Below are 15,361 nucleotides of genomic sequence, written 5' to 3' on the forward strand. Positions count from 1 at the left end.
GCAGGCAGCCATGAGCCGCCGCATCAAGAGAATGAACCCGAAGCCCCGTTCGCGCGACGAGCGCGATGACGTGCGCCCATTCAAGGCGCGCAGCGCGCAGAAGGCGGGGTCGCGGCCGGGCGGCAAGCCAGGTAGCAAGACAGGTAGCAAGCCGCCGCGCTTCGCGGGCGAGCGCGCCGAGCGGCGTGCGCCCAAGGCCGCAATGGAAAAGCCTGCGCGGGAAAAGCCCGTTGAGGCATTGCTGCCGACCAAGGTGCAGACCGTTACCGTGACGGCCGACGAGAACAACATGCGCGTCGACCGCTTCCTCGAAGCGCGCTTTCCCGGCCTCTCATTCTCCCACATCCAGCGCGTCGTGCGCAAAGGCGAGCTGCGCGTCGACGGCAAGCGCGTCGACAGCAAGGACCGCCTGGAGGCGGGGCAAAGCGTCCGCATTCCGCCGCTCAAGCTCGACACGCCGAAGACGGCCGGCCCGCTGTCGGAAGCCGCGCAGAAGACGCTCAAGGCGCTGAAGGAGATGACGATCTGGGAGGACGACGACGTGCTCGTCCTCAACAAGCCGGCCGGCCTTGCCGTGCAGGGCGGCTCGGGCATGACGCGCCACATCGACCAGATGCTGGAGGTGATGCGCGATTCCAAGGGCCAGAAGCCGCGCCTCGTGCACCGTATCGACCGGGAGACGTCGGGCTGTCTCTTGATCGCCAAGACACGCTTTGCCGCCTCGCATTTGACCGGCGCGTTCCGCTCGCGCTCGGCACGAAAGGTCTATTGGGCGCTGGTGCCGGGCCTGCCGAAGCCGAAGCAGGGCCGCATCTCGACCTTCCTCGCGAAGGAGGAGGGCGAGGACGACACCATCATGCGCATCGCCCAGCATGGCGACGAGGGCGCCAGCCACGCGGTGACGTATTATGCGGTGGTCGAGACCGCCGGCAACAAGCTGACCTGGGTGTCGCTGAAGCCCGTGACGGGCCGCACCCATCAACTCCGTGCCCACATGGCCCATATCGGCCATCCCATCATCGGCGATCCCAAATATTTCAACATCGAGAACTGGGAGCTGCCGGGCGGCCTGCAAAACCGGCTGCATCTCCTGGCACGCCGGATCGTCATTCCGCATCCGCGCGGCGGCGTGATCGACGCCACCGCGCCGCTGCCGCCGCATATGCAGCAATCGTGGAATCTGCTCGGGCTCGACGCAAGCCGGTTTGATCCGATCGAGAACGCGCCGGAGGAGTAGGGCTCGGCGCCGCGGCCAGCCAAAGCCCGGCGAACAGGGCCGCAATGCCCGCAAGTTCCCTTATGCCTGCCGCTCGCTTTATCGGCCGCCGCGCTTATCTTGAAAGCTTGGCATTCAGCGACCGGGACCGAAGACTCAACATGCGCGAATTGTTCGAAGAAGCTGCGGGGCAACCCCCGTCGGATCCGCGGGAATCGGCGCGCGCCTCCGCGCGCACGCCCCCGCGCAAGCGCTTCTACAAGGAGGCCGGCGCAGTCGAGGCCGAGGGCGGCTTCGCCATCACCCTCGACGGCAAGCCGATCCGCACGCCCTCCGGCCGCCAGGTGGTGATTCCCTCGCGCGACCTCGCCGATGCGGTGGCTGTCGAATGGGCGGCGCAGGGCGAGACGATCGATCCCGTGACCATGCCGCTGGCGCGGATCGCCAACAGCGTGGTCGAGGGTGTGATCGACCGGGTTGATCTCGTCAGCGACGATCTCGCAAAATACTTCGAGACCGACCTGTTGTTCTATCGCGCCGGCCACCCCGAAAGGCTGGTCGCCCGCGAGGCCGCGCATTGGGACCCCGTGCTGTTCTGGGCCGCGGAGACGCTGGGCGCGCATTTCATCCTGTCCGAGGGCATCATGCATGTGAAGCAGCCGGACGAGGCGGTCAGGGCCGCGCGCGCCGCCCTCCCTGGAGATGCCTGGTCGGTCGCCGCGCTCCATATGGTGACAACCTTGACCGGCTCGGCGCTGCTGGCCCTAGCGCTGGCCCATGGCGTGCGCGACGCTGGCCAGGTCTGGGCCGCCGCCCATGTCGATGAGGACTGGAACATCGACCAATGGGGCGTGGACGAGGAAGCGGCCGCTCGCCGGGCCACGCGCCTGCGGGATTTCGAGGCCGCCGCGACGGTTTTGGCGGCGGTAAAGCGGCAAGCGGCCAAAGGTCCTTAACGAGAGGTTTACGACGGCGCCTTAGGGTGACGCTAGCATTCCCTGGGCCCTCCGAGATGCCGACGCCGATAAGCTCGATCCTTCCGGTCAGTGCTGCCAGCCCCGCGGCTGATGCGGCGACGCCCGATCTCGTGTTGCAGGCCGGCAGCGTCGTGGACGCACGAGTCGTCAGCATGCTCGCCGACAATATGGTGCGGATCGCGATCGCGAATCTCTCGATGGACGTGATGTCGGAAGTGGCGCTGTCGCCCGGGCAAAATCTCCAGCTCACGGTGTCGCAGAACGACGGCACCATCCAGCTCGCGGTCGTCGGCGGGGCAGGCGGGGCGGCGTCCGATCAGATTACGCTGACGCCGGCTGCGGCCTCGCTGGTGGAGAGCCCGCCGCTCGCGCCGTCCGCGAGCGCGGCGCGCAATACGCTGACTCCGCTGGAGCAAGTCGCCGTCACCGTGGCGTCCGCCGAGGCCGTGACTAGGCAAGGCAGCCAGGCGCCGCTGTTCGCCAATCTCGCCGCGGTCGTCACCGGCAGCGATTTGCCAGCGGGACTGAAGCAGGCCGTGCTGGACGTGCTGGCGCAGCAGACGCCGCTCAACGCCCGGCTCGATGGTGGCGATATCGAGACTGCCTTCCAAAAGTCCGGCTTGTTCCTCGAGGCCTCGCTGGCTGTCGGCGCGATGCCGTCGTCCGGCGCAATGCCCGATCTGAAGGCGGCGCTGCTCGTGCTGCGCCAGACGCTGGCCACGCTCGAAACCACCGCGCCCCAGACGCAAGGCGCCGCCATGCCTGCCAGCGTCGCGGGCGCGCCGCAGCTAGCCGCTGCGTCGGCTCGGCCAGCAGCCGAGGCCGCGCAGGCCGCATTGTCGTCAATGGCCCCCGACATCGCCCAACCGGCGCAACAGCCGCGCAATGCCAATTTCTCGGCCGCGGTGCTCGCCGACATGGCTGGCGACGCGCCACAAATGGCGATGCCGCGGAACATGACCGCCGGCCTTGCCGCCAGCCTCTTGCAGGAGATGACGCAAAACCTGCCGCGCCTGATCGGCAACGTGCCCGGCTCCAACAAGGCCGTGCCGGATGGCCACATCTTCGAGGCGGCCACCCACGCGACCACGCCGCCGCCATTCCGTGGCGCATTGCCGGCGCCCCAATCCATCGCATCGCCATCGCTCGCGCCCGATACGCCGCTGGCCGCCACCGTGCACCGCCTGCTCGACGACACCGATGCCGCGATCGCGCGGCAGACATTGCTCCAGGTCGCCTCGCTTCCCGATCGCACTGATGCCAGCGGCCACCGCATCGACCCGGCCGTGCCGCAGTGGAATTTCGAGATTCCCTTCGCAACCCCGCAGGGCACCGCGATGGCGCAGTTCGAGATCTCGCGCGACGGCGGCAATGAATCCGCCGATCCCGCCACGCGTGCCTGGCGCGCGCGCTTTTCGCTCAATGTGGAGCCGGCCGGCCCGGTGCATGCGCTGATCACGCTGAGCGGCGACAAGACCCTCGTGCGGATGTGGGCGGAGCGGCCCGCGACGGCGCAGCAGCTCCGCGCCGGCGTCGGTGAGCTCAGCCAGGCATTGTCCAGAGCTGAGCTCAAGCCCAGTGATATCGTGGTGCGCGACGGCACCCCGCCGCGGGCCACACAGGCTCGCGCCGGCCATTTCCTGGATCGCGCCACATGAGCGACCCATCCAAGCTCGCGATTGCCCTGCATTACGAGAAGGGCACCAACGCCCCGGTTGTCGTCGCCAAGGGCAAGGGCACGATCGGTGAAAAGATCGTCGAGATCGCCAAGGCCCATGACATCCCGATCGAGGAGAACGAAGTCCTGGCCGGCGCGCTCTCCAAGGTCGAGCTCGGCGAGGAGATCCCGCCGGACCTCTACAAGGCCGTCGCCGAAGTGCTGGTGTTCGTGCTGCGGCTGTCCGGCCGGGGGCGGTAAACACTACCTGTCATCGTTTCACCAGATATTGGCGGCATTGTCGCGGCCACTCTCATCATCCTCGGATACCAATCTTGCTGACCCGTCGTTCCACCCTCGGCCTGCTTGCCGCAGCCGCCACCCTGCCGTCACGCGCGCTCGCTCATGTCGCCCCGCCGCGCAACGAAATCCGCGACAGCTTGGCCAAACGCTTCACCGATCTTGGCACATCAGGCACCTTCGTCGGCTACAAGGTCGAGGACTATCTGATCGTCGCCAGCGACAAGGAGCGCTCGGGCGAGGGGAAGCTGCCGGCCTCGACCTTCAAGATTCCAAACTCGTTGATTGCGCTCGAGACCGGCGTGGTCGCTGACCCCGACAAGGACGTATTTCCCTGGGACGGCGTGAAGCGGCCGATCGAGGCTTGGAACAAGGATCACACACTACGCAGTGCGATCGCGGCCAGCGCGGTGCCGGTCTATCAGGAGATCGCGCGCCGCATCGGCCAGGAGCGCATGCAGAAATATGTCGATGAGTTCGACTACGGCAACCGTGACATCGGCGGCGGCATCGACCAATTCTGGCTCACCGGGAATTTGCGCATCGATCCGGTCGAGCAGGTCGACTTCGTCGACCGGCTGCGCCGCCGTGCTTTGCCCATCAGCAAGCGGAGCCAGGATCTCGTCTGCGACATCCTGCCGGTGACCAAGGTCGGCGATAGCGTCATCCGCGCCAAGTCGGGCCTCTTGGGCGCCGAACGCGGCGAGCCCTCGCTCGGCTGGATGGTCGGCTGGGCCGAGAAGGGCGGGGCCCACACCGTGTTCGCGCTCAACATGGACTGCCGCGAGCCGCGTCTCATCAGCGAGCGCATGCCGCTGACGCAAGCCTGCCTTGCCGAGATTGGCGCGATCTAGCGCTACCGCGCTGGCGCCGCTCAACTAGCATCCTCCCGCCAAAGAAAAACCGGGAGGATAACAATGAACTCAACGCCGCTCTGGCTGTCGTCGCTCACGCTTGCGGCAGCTGCCGGCTGGCTCGGCGCCACGATGTTCGCCGGCCCCGCCACCAGCAAGGAGCCACGCTTTCCGCAGCTCACCATGGATCAGCTGGACGCCAGGCAGAAGCCGCTCGGCGAACAGATCATGAAAGTGTCGAGCGTCGGCATCGGCGGGCCCTACAATCCGATGATCCGCAGTCCCGTGCTCGGCCAGCGCCTGTTCGACCTGTTCCACTATCTGCGCTGGGAGACCTCGGTCCCGGTCAAGCTCAACGAGTTCGCTATCCTGATCATCGCGCGGCAGTGGCGCTCGCAGGTGGAATGGTACGCACACGCGCCGCTGGCGGCGAAGGCGGGCCTGTCGGCCGACATCATCGCAGAGCTGAAGGCCAACAAGCGACCCTCGAAGATGGCCGATGACGAGGCGGTGGTCTACGATTTCGTCACCGAGCTCACCACCATCAAGAATGTCACCGACGAGACTTACGCGCGCGCGAAGAAGGTGTTCAACGACCAGCAGATCGTCGATCTGACAGCAGTCGCCGGCAATTACGTGATGGTGGCGATGCTGCTTGCCATGGCGGAGGAGACCGTGCCGCCGGACAAGCAGGAACCGTTTAGGCCGGGTGAGCCGTAGGGCTCGTTATTGCGAGCGCAGCTCTCTCCACGCGTCATTGCGAGCGTAGCGAAGCAATCCAGAGTCCCTCAGCGGGAAGATTCTGGATTGCTTCGCTGCGCTCGCAATGACGGGGGCGTAGGGTGGGCAGCGCCGTGCCCACCTTCTCTCCGTGTCATGATCTGTGATTGGTGGGCACGCTCCGCTTTGCCCACCCTACGAGAGCTGGGGCGGAGCAAACAGTCTCAACCCAGCTTCAACAGCACCTGCAAAAACTCCTCCACGGCCTTGCGCGCTTCAGCGGCTGTCTTCGGATTGCCGCCGACATGCGGGTTGAGCTCGACACAGGCGTCCTTGTAGGAGAAGGGCGCGTTGGTATCGCCGTTCATCAGCACGCCGCCGTCACCTTCCTTGATGCGGCAGTTGCGCACGGTTTGCGCGTTCGCGGACACGGCGACGGTGTTGAGGCCGAGCAGGCCGCTGTCAAATCCGTGCGCGCTATCGGGATATTCGGTCAGCGACACGTCGCGCCCGGCCGCTTTGAGCCGTTCGACAAAGGCCTTGCAGCTCTTCACGGGATTGTAGTCGTCGGGTGCGCCGTGGAAGATGCGGATCGGGCGCGCGGCGACCTCGGCATCGCTCTGATACGTCGTCGAACAGTCCGGATAGAACGGGATGTAAGCCGCGAACTGGATACCTGACTTGTTCCAGAGCTTGTGGAAGCGCTCGAGGCTCGCATAGAGCGTCGCCTGTCCGCCGCGTGAAAAGCCCATCAGCACGATGCGATCAGGATCGACGCGGGGATGCTTTGCCAGGATCTCCAGCGAGCGGTAGATATCGATGATCAGGTTGAGCCGACCGAGCAAGGCCTGGTTCGGCCCGACCACCGTGAGGCCGCGCCCCGTAAAACCGTCGATCACGAAGGTGGAGATGCCCATGGCATTGAAGGTGTGCACCCAGGCTTCCGTGGTGGCGCCGACGCCGCTGGAGCCGTGCATCAGCACCACCACGGGAAGCTTGCCGGCGCCCTGGGCCACGCGGAATTCACCCGCGACCGTCACCGGCTTGCCGGCCGCCGCATCGCCGCTGAGGAATTGTTGGTCGGAGAGGGTGAGCGAGGAGATCGGATAGATCTCGGCGCGCGTGGCGATTTCCTTGGGGAGGGATTGTGCGTTGGCGCCAATGCCGACGAACAGAGTTGAAATGCAAAGCGCCATAGCGACGCGGAATGCCGTCGGCATCGGTTCCCCCCTTGTGATTTTGATCGAGTAGAACAACAGGCTCGCGCGCTGTCAATTTGGCGTGCGGCAGCTCTCAGGCGGGATCGGCGGTTTTCTTCGCCGTCAGCGCCTGGTCGATCGCAAAGCCGCCGATCTCGCTCATCGCCTGCGAGATCACGTCGCCGCGTCTAGCAAAGCCGTTCGAGAGATAATCGAACTGCGTCCGCGCCAGCCGCAGCACCTCGATCGGCACGGAGACCACGGTCTCGTTGAAACTGTCGACAGAGGCGCGCAGCGTGTCGAGCTCCGTGCTGAGCTTGCCGATATGACTCTCGGCATGCTGCATCAGGCCAAGCAGCTTGCCGCGCTCGGCATCGAATGCGGCTCGCTCGGCCGCGGTCGCTGCGGTGACCTCGGCAAGCTGCGTCCGCAGCGCTGCGATCTGGCTCACCATGGCATCGCGAGCAAGCTCGGCGGCCTCGCGCAGCTCGGTGTTGCGCGTGCTCTCGACCTGCTGTTCGTGATAGAGCCGCTCGGCCGACATCGCCCGCTGTGCCAGCGATACGATCAGGCTTGCTGCGCGCAGCAGCATCTCGCCGTTCCGTCCCGACACCATGCTGGCCATGCGCCGCAGGAAGTCGATGATTTCCGACGATGAGTTCGGCGGCAGGGGGACGACCGTCGCGGACATCTCAGTGATGCTTGCGTGATGCTCGAGCCGAGGCGTAATGACCGCCGCCGTACCGACTGGGCTCACGCAACATTCGGCGCCTGATCGTGAGCTTGAAGCAAGCCTGAATCGGCTGGCCTGGTCAACTGGGCCGGACCACCAAATTTGCAGGCCGCGCGCGGGTCAGGCGTCCTTCTGCCGGCCGATCCGCCCCAGATGGGTGAAGCCGAACCCCGCGGAATATTTCAGGCCATAGCCGAGCGCCCGGTCGATGCCGATATGGGCGAGCCAGATCAAGGCGATGGACAGGGTCAAAGGCGAGGCGAGGCCGAAGCCAAGTGTCAGCAGCGACACCGGCGCCATGTAGCTGTGGGCGGCATTGTAGACCAGTGCGCCGAATTTGGCGTCGGAGAGGTATGCCAGGAAGCTCAGGTCGGGGACGAGGAAGAGCAGGGCAAACACTAGCCAGGAGCCGTCCCACGCCCGGTAGAGCATCACCATGCCAGCGAACAGGGTGAGGCCCTCCAGCCGCAGCAGGATGTTGACACCGCCCGTCGCCGCACCAGTCTCGGCCGTTCCTTCGTCCATGCTCGCCTCCCAGGCAAAACTTTGTAATTCCTTGCGCTTTCACGCTGCGGCAGGGCAGCCCTGCGGCGCCGAAAGGCGCTTTCCGGCCCGCAAAATGCCGTGTTAGAACCCCGCATCACTTAAGAACTGGCGGGAGCAAATGAAACACATCCTGGACGCCCTTGAAGATCGTCGTGCCGGTGCCAAGCTCGGCGGCGGGGTAAAGCGCATTGAGGCGCAGCATGCCCGCGGCAAGCTGACTGCGCGCGAGCGCATCGAGCTCTTGCTCGACAAGGGATCGTTCGAGGAATTCGACATGTTCGTCGAGCATCGCTCCACCGAGTTCGGCATGGAGAAGACCAAGGTGCCGGGCGATGGCGTCGTCACCGGCTGGGGCACCGTCAACGGCCGCAAGACGTTCGTCTTCGCCAAGGATTTTACGGTGTTCGGCGGTTCTCTCTCGGAAACGCACGCGCTGAAAATCACAAAGCTCCAGGACATGGCGATGAAGGCGCGGGCGCCCATCATCGGTCTCTATGATGCCGGTGGCGCCCGCATCCAGGAGGGCGTCGCCGCGCTCGCCGGCTATTCCTACGTGTTCCGCCGCAACGTGCTCGCCTCGGGCGTGATCCCGCAAATATCAGTCATCATGGGCCCCTGCGCCGGCGGCGACGTCTATTCGCCTGCGATGACCGACTTCATCTTCATGGTGAAGAACACCAGCTACATGTTCGTCACCGGCCCCGATGTGGTGAAGACCGTCACCAACGAGGTCGTCACCGCCGAAGAGCTCGGCGGCGCCTCGGTGCACGCCACGCGCTCCTCGATCGCCGATGGCGCCTTCGAGAACGACGTCGAGACGCTGCTGCAGATGCGCCGTCTGATCGACTTCCTGCCGTCCAACAACACCGACGGCGTGCCGGAATGGCCGAGCTTCGACGACATCGGCCGGGTCGACATGTCGTTGGACACGCTGGTCCCCGACAATCCGAACAAGCCCTACGACATGAAGGAATTGATCCTGAAGGTCGTGGACGAGGGCGATTTCTTCGAGATCGCGGAAGCCTTCGCCAAGAACATCGTCACGGGCTTTGGCCGCATCGCCGGCCGTACCGTCGGCTTCGTCGCCAACCAGCCGATGGTGCTGGCTGGCGTGCTCGACAGCGATGCTTCACGGAAAGCGGCGCGCTTCGTTCGTTTTTGTGATGCCTTCAACATCCCGATCGTCACCTTCGTCGACGTGCCGGGCTTCCTGCCGGGCACGAGCCAAGAATATGGCGGCCTGATCAAGCATGGCGCAAAGCTCTTGTTCGCGTACTCGCAATGCACCGTGCCGCTGGTGACCATCATCACCCGTAAGGCCTATGGCGGCGCCTTCGACGTCATGGCCTCCAAGGAGATCGGCGCCGACATGAACTACGCCTGGCCGACCGCCCAGATCGCGGTGATGGGCGCCAAGGGCGCGGTCGAGATCATCTTCCGCTCCGACATTGGTGACCCCGACAAGATCGCGGCGCGAACGAAGGAATACGAAGACCGCTTCCTGTCCCCCTTCATCGCCGCCGAGCGCGGCTATATCGACGACGTCATCATGCCGCACTCGACAAGGAAGCGGATCGCCCGGGCGCTGGCGATGCTGAAGGACAAGAAGACGGAAATGCCGGCGAAGAAGCACGACAATTTGCCGTTATGAGAAAGATGTCGCCCGGATGAGCGTAGCGACATCCGGTCTTTGCTTAAGCCCCGCATGTCGCTTCGCTCATGTGGGCTGCTGGTTTCTTCTGATTTGGTATCCTTGATCCAATGACCGAAGACGATCCGACCGACGAGATTTCCGATATTGAGGCACGGATCGAAGCGCTCGCCGAGATCGCCGAGCGCTGCCGGAAGTACATCCTGGCCTCCAAGATCGCGATCGGCGGCGGTGCGGCGCTGCTCTTGATCACTATCCTCGGCCTGTTCGGGACAGGTCAGACCGCTGCACTCGGGTCGATCGCGCTGGTGCTGGGCGGGATCGTGTCGCTCGGCTCGAACATCAGCACGTTGCGGCAGACGGATGAGGCCATCAGTGCCGCGGAGGCGCGTCGTTCGGCCTTGATCGGAAGCATCGATCTTCGCGTCGTTGCCGACGCACCGCTGAAGCTGGTGTGACGCGCCGCGTCTACGGTGCGTAGGGTGGGTTAGCCCTGCAGATGCGCAAAGCGCATCTGCGCGGCGTAACCCACCTCTTTTCTCTCCGCGGCGACAGAATTGGTGGGTTACGCCCAGCGGACTGCGCTTCGCGCAGCCGCAAGGCTAACCCACCCTACGAGATCCCGCGCGCCTTATCCGCCGAAGCAAAATGCGCCACCTGGTCCGCACGGGCCTTCGCAAAGGCTGGGCGGGCCGTGGCCCGGGCGAGGTAAGCACGGCAGGCCGGGTGGTTCGCCAGTCCCTCGAAGCGGTCGACGGGGCGCAGCACGTCCGACATCAGGATGTCGGCGACGGAGAAGGACCCCGCCAGCCATTCGCGGCGGGCCAGCACCAGTTCGAGATGCTTGAGGCGAACCTCAAGGAACCCGTCCAGGAATTTCCATGCCGGCGTGTCGTCCGCATTGCCCATGAACTTCAGCATCGCCCAGGGCAGGCTCGCCATCTCCACCGAATTGAGCGCGGCGAACACCCATTTCGTCGCCTCGACGCGGCCGCGCGGATCTGACGGCATCAACTTGTCGCTGCGTTCGCCGAGATGCAGCAGGATCGCGCCGCTCTCGAAGATCGAGAGGTCGCCGTCGGTCAGCCACGGCACCTGGCCGAAGGGCTGGTGCGCGAGATGCGTGGGGCCGCGGTCGTCGAATGGCACGCTCGCGACGCGATAGGGCAAGGCGGCTTCTTCGAGCGCCCAGCGCACACGGAGGTCGCGCACGAAACCTCTCGGCATCTCGGGAACCCAATCGAAGGTAGTCAGCGTGAGATCGGCCATTTGGTGTCTCCGTGTCCTGGTTCAGATCAAGGACGCGCGGAGGGCGCACGTTCCGACACCGCTGCCAACTGTTTTTGTCGCCGGCCGATGAAGCGGCTAGTCTTGCCCCAAACAATGGGAGGAAACCCGATGCCATCAGCCTTCTTCGTCGTCCGCGCCACCGTCGCCGACGCGAGCAAGCGCGCCGCCTTCGACAGATGGTACGAGACGGAACATCTGGCCGACGCGGTGAAGGCGTTCGGCGTAGGCAAGGCCTGGCGGTTCTGGAGCCTGGACGATCCCTCGCTGCACCAGGCTATGTATCAGTTCGATGACGAGGCGAGGCTCGCCGCGATGCTGAAGGGAGATGCGCTCAAGCGCCTGACGGCCGACTTCAACCGCGACTGGCCCGATGTGACGCGCACGCGCGAGACGCTGGTGCTGGCGCAGGAGTTCGCGACGTAGCGCTCGGGGCTACGAATTCTCCAATTAATCTGAACACCTGATTCAGCTTTGGTTCATGTCGTGACCACGACACTTCTCCTGCATCACAGGCACGATGATCCAAGAGGAAGAAGCCATGGAGCGCCGGAACTTTTTGAAACTTGCATTGGGGGTGACGGCGGGAGCCGCCGCCTTCGCTGCGACCGCGCAGGCCGCGCCGCTGTCACCGCAGCCGGTCGCTGATCCCACCCGCATGCCGCAGGGCAGTTCCGATGCTCATCCCGCAGTCACCACCAGCGAGGAAGCCGCGCAGGCGAAGCCTGAGCAGGTGCATTGGCATGGGCGCGGCCGGCATTGGGGCTGGCGCCGCCGACACTGGGGTTGGCGTCGCCGGCGCTGGCATCGCCGTCATTACTGGTAAGCTCGCGACAATTCGCGAATTGGACGGGGATCGCCGCTGGCGGTCCCCGTTTCGATTCTGGAGCCGCTCCGATTCCACGGCGGACGAAAGTCGGCAGCGGCGCCCAAACGAAAATGGCCGCGCAGGTTGTCCCGCGCGGCCATTTTGCAAGGCGAAAGGATCAGAACGGACGGCAGCGGCCGGCGTACCAGCGGAAGCCGTAGGGGCACACGCGCGCGCGGGGCACCACGACGACCGGCGCCGGGGCGACCACGACGGGGCCGGGACGCACGACGACCGGGCCGCGCATCGGACGGCAGCCGCCATAGGGGCCGCGATACCAGCCCGGGCCACAGCCGCCGGCGGCGCTGGCCACCTCGCTGAAACCGACGACTGCGCTGGCGAGCATGACGGCGGCAAACAGATATTTCATTTGATCTTCCTTCTGGTCCTTGGGGCAGGCTTAGGGGGATGGCGCTTGCGGCGCACAATGAATCAAAAGACACCATTCGACACGCTAAACCTATGCGTGCCGACACGTCGCGATCCAAACCTGCCAATCATGACCTGAATGCGGCATGAACGTTCCTCCGCATACGGCTTCAGGCGACAACGATGGCGCTAGATGCTTTGTTTGACGCGTTTTCTTTACGCGAGCCGGTGTCCACTTCGCTCGAAAACGCTCTAGCGGCCAAGAAAGCCCAGCACCAGCTCCCGATACTTCTCCGGCGCCTCCAGGAAGACGAGGTGACCGGTGTCCGGGATCACCTCGGCCCGCGCATTCGGCATCTGCGCGGCGAACGCTTTGGCGAGCTTGGCGTTCTGTCCCATCTTGGCGCGCAGCGCCTCCGGCGCGTTCGGCCGTCCCGGTGCGTTGTGATCGTCGGCACCCATCACGAACAGCGTGGGCAGCGTGATGAGCGGGATCTCTTGCGCGACCGGCTCGCGATAGATCATCTGGCCGGAGCTGACGAAGGCGCGCAGCCAGCGCGGATAATCGGGGCTGCCCTTGATGTTGAAACGGGCATCGATGAACGGCGTGATCGCCTCCGGCGGCAGCTTGATCGCATAATTGGTCTGGAGTTGCTTGCGATAGCCGTCCGCCGTGAGCTTGTCCTCGGTCTCGATCATCTTCTCGGTTGGCGTCGGCGGCACGTAGAGGCGATAGTCCTCGAGCCCGATCGGCGCGGTCAGCACCAGATGGGCGATACGGTCCGGATAGGCGCGGGCGATGCGTACACCGAGCATGCCGCCGAGGGAGTGGGCGACGATGTCGGCCTTGTCGATCTTGAGGTGATCGAGCAGCGCAATCGTGTTGCGCGCCAGCGTGTCGAAGTGAAGCTCGCCGGCCGGCTTGGAGGATTTGCCGAAGCCGATCTGGTCCGGCACCACGACGCGAAAGCCGGCCTCGCTCAGCATCGTGATCACGGGGGCCCAGTAGCTCGACGGGAAATTGCGCCCGTGCAGCAGCACCACGGTGCGGCCGTTCGGCTGTGCGGGCGCCACGTCCATATAGGCCATGCTGAGCTGCTCGCCGTCATTGACGAGTGGCAAGAGGTGCACGGGATAGGGATAGGCAAAGCCTTCGAGCGCGATGCCATAGGGCTCGCGCGGCGCGGTGTCGGCGGCGCGGGATGCAAGCGGGATGCTGAAGAGGGCGGCAGCGAGTGCGGCCGAGAAGATGCGGTTCATTGAGGTCTCCGGTGTGCCCGGGCAAAAGCGCGAAGCGCGTCTTCGCGACCTTGTCCCGGGCATCCACGTGCCAGCCGCAATAAAGACGTGGCTTGCCGGGTCAAGCCCGGCCATGACGAGAGGGGAGTTCACACGGGAATGTGTGCCGTCACGCAGCTTGCGTGATCAGTCCTTCCCATTCCCGAACAGCGCGGCGAACTGCTTCTCGCCGGTGCGGGTGAAATTCACGACGCGGCTGCCGGGCGTGGCGTCGCGTGCGGCCCATTTGAGTTCGGTGAAGCGCTGCATCATGGCGGCCCCCAGCGTGCCGGCGAGATGATGCCGCCGCTCGCTCCAGTCGAGACAGGCCTTGCACACCGGGCGGCGCGGATGGGTGAGCATGTCGGGCGAGATCTGCAAATGCTTGGCGAGGAAGCGCTCGCCCTCGGCCGTCAGCTCGATCTCCTGCTTCCTCTGCCTGACCAGATGTCGCGCGCGCATGGTGTCGAGCATCTGCACGCCGAGATCACCGGCGAGATGATCATAGCAGATCCGCGCACGCCGCAACGCCGGATCCTTCGGTCCGGTGCGCACGCGCATGTGGCCGGTCCGCGCGGCAAGCCCCGCGAGGCCCTCGAGCACGCCGGCGACGTCGTCGTCGGTGAGGCGGTAGTAGCGGTGGCGGCCCTGCTTCTCCGGCTCGACGAGGCCGCCGGCCTCGAGCTTCGACAGGTGCGAGCTCGCGGTCTGCGGCGTGATGCCGGCCTCCTGCGCCAATTCGCTCGCGGTCAGCGCGCGGCCGTTCATCAGCGCGGTCAGCATGTTGGCGCGAGCGGGATCGCCGACCAGCGAAGCGACCATGGCGATGTCAGGACCTGATTTCATGCTTCGATGGTAGCCGAAGCATCGCCGTCGGGCAAGGGCGTAGTCTCTCACGGCATCGTCATTGCGAGCGCAGCGAAGCAATCCAGAGATGTTTCCGCGGAGGGATTCCTGGATTGCTTCGCTGCGCTCGCAATGACGATGTGGAAACAGAGGAGCCCAATCATGTCCGTCACCGTCTTCATCCGCTACCAGCTCGATCCGTTCAAGCGCGCGCAGTTCGAGGAATACTCGAAACGCTGGCTCACCATCATCCCGAAATGCGGCGGCGATCTGATCGGCTATTTCATGCCGCATGAGGGCACCAACAACATCGCCTTCGCGCTGATCACCTTCGAGAGCCTGGCCGCCTATGAAGCCTATCGTGCGCGGCTGCGGCAGGACGCCGAAGGCATGGCGAACTTCCATTTCGCCGAGGAGAACAAGTTCATCCTCGCGGAGGAGCGCACCTTCCTACGCAAAGTGGTATTGTAGGCCACAACATCGTTAGCAGGAGACGCCCATGATCGCCGTGATCTTCGAAGTCTGGCCGAAGCCGGAACACCGTCAGGACTATTTCGACCTCGCTGCCGACCTGAAGCCGATCCTGCAAACCATCGACGGTTTCATCTCGGTCGAGCGTTTCGAGAGCCTCACCGAGAAGGGCAAGATCCTGTCGGTATCGTTCTGGCGGGACGAGGCGGCCGTCGAGGCCTGGCGCAACACGATGGAGCATCGCCGCACCCAGGCCAAGGGCAGGGCGAAGATATTCGCCGACTATCATTTGCGCATCGCCAGCGTCATCCGTGACTACGGCATGAACGATCGGGAGCAGGCGCCGAAGGACAGCCGCGCGGTGCACGACGCGCACTAGCGCTGCTCGG

General features: G+C 65.0%; 19 protein-coding genes. 12 read left to right on the forward strand and 7 right to left on the reverse strand.

All coding sequences use genetic code 11. The features are described from left to right. Positions 1-10 precede the first annotated feature (10 nt). The 6 genes from ACR9YP_RS20720 to ACR9YP_RS20745 all read left to right on the forward strand — a co-directional run bounded on the left by ACR9YP_RS20720 (position 11) and on the right by ACR9YP_RS20745 (position 5,724). Complete coding sequence (locus tag ACR9YP_RS20720; protein ID WP_474216944.1) at positions 11-1,237, forward strand: RluA family pseudouridine synthase; 1,227 nt, start codon at positions 11-13, stop codon at positions 1,235-1,237. Positions 1,238-1,377: 140 nt separating this feature from the next. Beyond that, a complete protein-coding gene (locus ACR9YP_RS20725; protein WP_474216945.1) occupies positions 1,378-2,172 on the forward strand; it encodes an ATP12 family chaperone protein in 795 nt (264 codons plus the stop codon). 56 nt (positions 2,173-2,228) lie between these two features. After that, positions 2,229-3,851 carry a flagellar hook-length control protein FliK gene (gene fliK, locus ACR9YP_RS20730; protein ID WP_474216946.1) on the forward strand — a complete coding sequence of 541 codons (1,623 nt, stop codon included), beginning with the start codon at positions 2,229-2,231 and terminating at the stop codon, positions 3,849-3,851. Next, positions 3,848-4,111 carry an EscU/YscU/HrcU family type III secretion system export apparatus switch protein gene (locus tag ACR9YP_RS20735; RefSeq protein ID WP_028140989.1) on the forward strand — a complete coding sequence of 88 codons (264 nt, stop codon included), beginning with the start codon at positions 3,848-3,850 and terminating at the stop codon, positions 4,109-4,111. Before fliK ends, ACR9YP_RS20735 begins: the two co-directional genes overlap by 4 nt. Before the next feature lie 74 nt (positions 4,112-4,185). Then, complete coding sequence (gene blaOXA, locus ACR9YP_RS20740; RefSeq protein ID WP_474216947.1) at positions 4,186-5,004, forward strand: class D beta-lactamase; 819 nt, start codon at positions 4,186-4,188, stop codon at positions 5,002-5,004. Between the two features lie 63 nt (positions 5,005-5,067). Further along, positions 5,068-5,724, forward strand: coding sequence for a carboxymuconolactone decarboxylase family protein (locus tag ACR9YP_RS20745; RefSeq protein ID WP_474216948.1), 657 nt, complete (start codon positions 5,068-5,070; stop codon positions 5,722-5,724). Between the two features lie 224 nt (positions 5,725-5,948). Here ACR9YP_RS20745 and ACR9YP_RS20750 read toward each other — a convergent pair whose 3' ends face one another. From ACR9YP_RS20750 to ACR9YP_RS20760, 3 genes are all read right to left on the reverse strand, one after another. Continuing rightward, complete coding sequence (locus tag ACR9YP_RS20750; protein WP_474216949.1) at positions 5,949-6,944, reverse strand: dienelactone hydrolase family protein; 996 nt, start codon at positions 6,942-6,944, stop codon at positions 5,949-5,951. A gap of 73 nt (positions 6,945-7,017) precedes the next feature. Continuing rightward, positions 7,018-7,614: a hypothetical protein gene (locus ACR9YP_RS20755; protein ID WP_370985658.1), complete on the reverse strand. Its 597-nt coding sequence runs from the start codon at positions 7,612-7,614 to the stop codon at positions 7,018-7,020. A 162-nt stretch (positions 7,615-7,776) separates the two neighbouring features. Next, positions 7,777-8,181, reverse strand: a complete 405-nt coding sequence (locus tag ACR9YP_RS20760; RefSeq protein ID WP_474216950.1) for a DUF4260 domain-containing protein — start codon at positions 8,179-8,181, stop codon at positions 7,777-7,779. 139 nt (positions 8,182-8,320) lie between these two features. On the opposite strand from ACR9YP_RS20760, the gene ACR9YP_RS20765 reads away from it, so the two are divergent. Continuing rightward, entirely contained in the window at positions 8,321-9,853 is a 1,533-nt protein-coding gene (locus tag ACR9YP_RS20765; protein ID WP_091894704.1) for an acyl-CoA carboxylase subunit beta, read from the forward strand. Positions 9,854-9,963: 110 nt separating this feature from the next. Beyond that, a complete protein-coding gene (locus ACR9YP_RS20770) occupies positions 9,964-10,311 on the forward strand; it encodes a hypothetical protein (RefSeq protein ID WP_091894702.1) in 348 nt (115 codons plus the stop codon). Positions 10,312-10,465: 154 nt separating this feature from the next. On the opposite strand, the gene ACR9YP_RS20775 is transcribed toward ACR9YP_RS20770, so the two are convergent. Next, positions 10,466-11,122, reverse strand: a complete 657-nt coding sequence (locus tag ACR9YP_RS20775) for a glutathione S-transferase family protein (protein ID WP_474216951.1) — start codon at positions 11,120-11,122, stop codon at positions 10,466-10,468. 129 nt (positions 11,123-11,251) lie between these two features. Between ACR9YP_RS20775 and ACR9YP_RS20780 the strand changes: the two genes are divergently transcribed. Together ACR9YP_RS20780 and ACR9YP_RS20785 are read left to right on the forward strand one after the other, a co-directional pair. Beyond that, positions 11,252-11,566 (forward strand): hypothetical protein, encoded by a 315-nt coding sequence (locus tag ACR9YP_RS20780; protein WP_474216952.1) that lies wholly within the window; start codon positions 11,252-11,254, stop codon positions 11,564-11,566. A 115-nt stretch (positions 11,567-11,681) separates the two neighbouring features. Further along, positions 11,682-11,966, forward strand: a complete 285-nt coding sequence (locus ACR9YP_RS20785; protein ID WP_474216953.1) for a twin-arginine translocation signal domain-containing protein — start codon at positions 11,682-11,684, stop codon at positions 11,964-11,966. Positions 11,967-12,126: 160 nt separating this feature from the next. On the opposite strand, the gene ACR9YP_RS20790 is transcribed toward ACR9YP_RS20785, so the two are convergent. From ACR9YP_RS20790 to ACR9YP_RS20800, 3 genes are all read right to left on the reverse strand, one after another. Further along, entirely contained in the window at positions 12,127-12,378 is a 252-nt protein-coding gene (locus tag ACR9YP_RS20790) for a GCG_CRPN prefix-to-repeats domain-containing protein (protein ID WP_474216954.1), read from the reverse strand. Positions 12,379-12,629: 251 nt separating this feature from the next. Continuing rightward, positions 12,630-13,637 carry an alpha/beta fold hydrolase gene (locus tag ACR9YP_RS20795; RefSeq protein ID WP_474216955.1) on the reverse strand — a complete coding sequence of 336 codons (1,008 nt, stop codon included), beginning with the start codon at positions 13,635-13,637 and terminating at the stop codon, positions 12,630-12,632. Positions 13,638-13,802: 165 nt separating this feature from the next. Continuing rightward, on the reverse strand, positions 13,803-14,501 hold the full coding sequence (locus ACR9YP_RS20800) for an ArsR/SmtB family transcription factor (protein WP_438107556.1): 699 nt from the start codon (positions 14,499-14,501) through the stop codon (positions 13,803-13,805). Between the two features lie 162 nt (positions 14,502-14,663). Between ACR9YP_RS20800 and ACR9YP_RS20805 the strand changes: the two genes are divergently transcribed. Continuing rightward, positions 14,664-14,972 carry an NIPSNAP family protein gene (locus ACR9YP_RS20805; RefSeq protein ID WP_028154914.1) on the forward strand — a complete coding sequence of 103 codons (309 nt, stop codon included), beginning with the start codon at positions 14,664-14,666 and terminating at the stop codon, positions 14,970-14,972. Positions 14,973-15,000: 28 nt separating this feature from the next. Beyond that, the gene (locus tag ACR9YP_RS20810; protein WP_091894692.1) at positions 15,001-15,351 is read left to right on the forward strand and encodes an antibiotic biosynthesis monooxygenase family protein; all 351 of its coding nucleotides are present in this window, start codon (positions 15,001-15,003) and stop codon (positions 15,349-15,351) included. The last annotated feature ends 10 nt before the right edge of the window (positions 15,352-15,361 follow it).

The organism is Bradyrhizobium sp. BR14999, assembly GCF_056106085.1.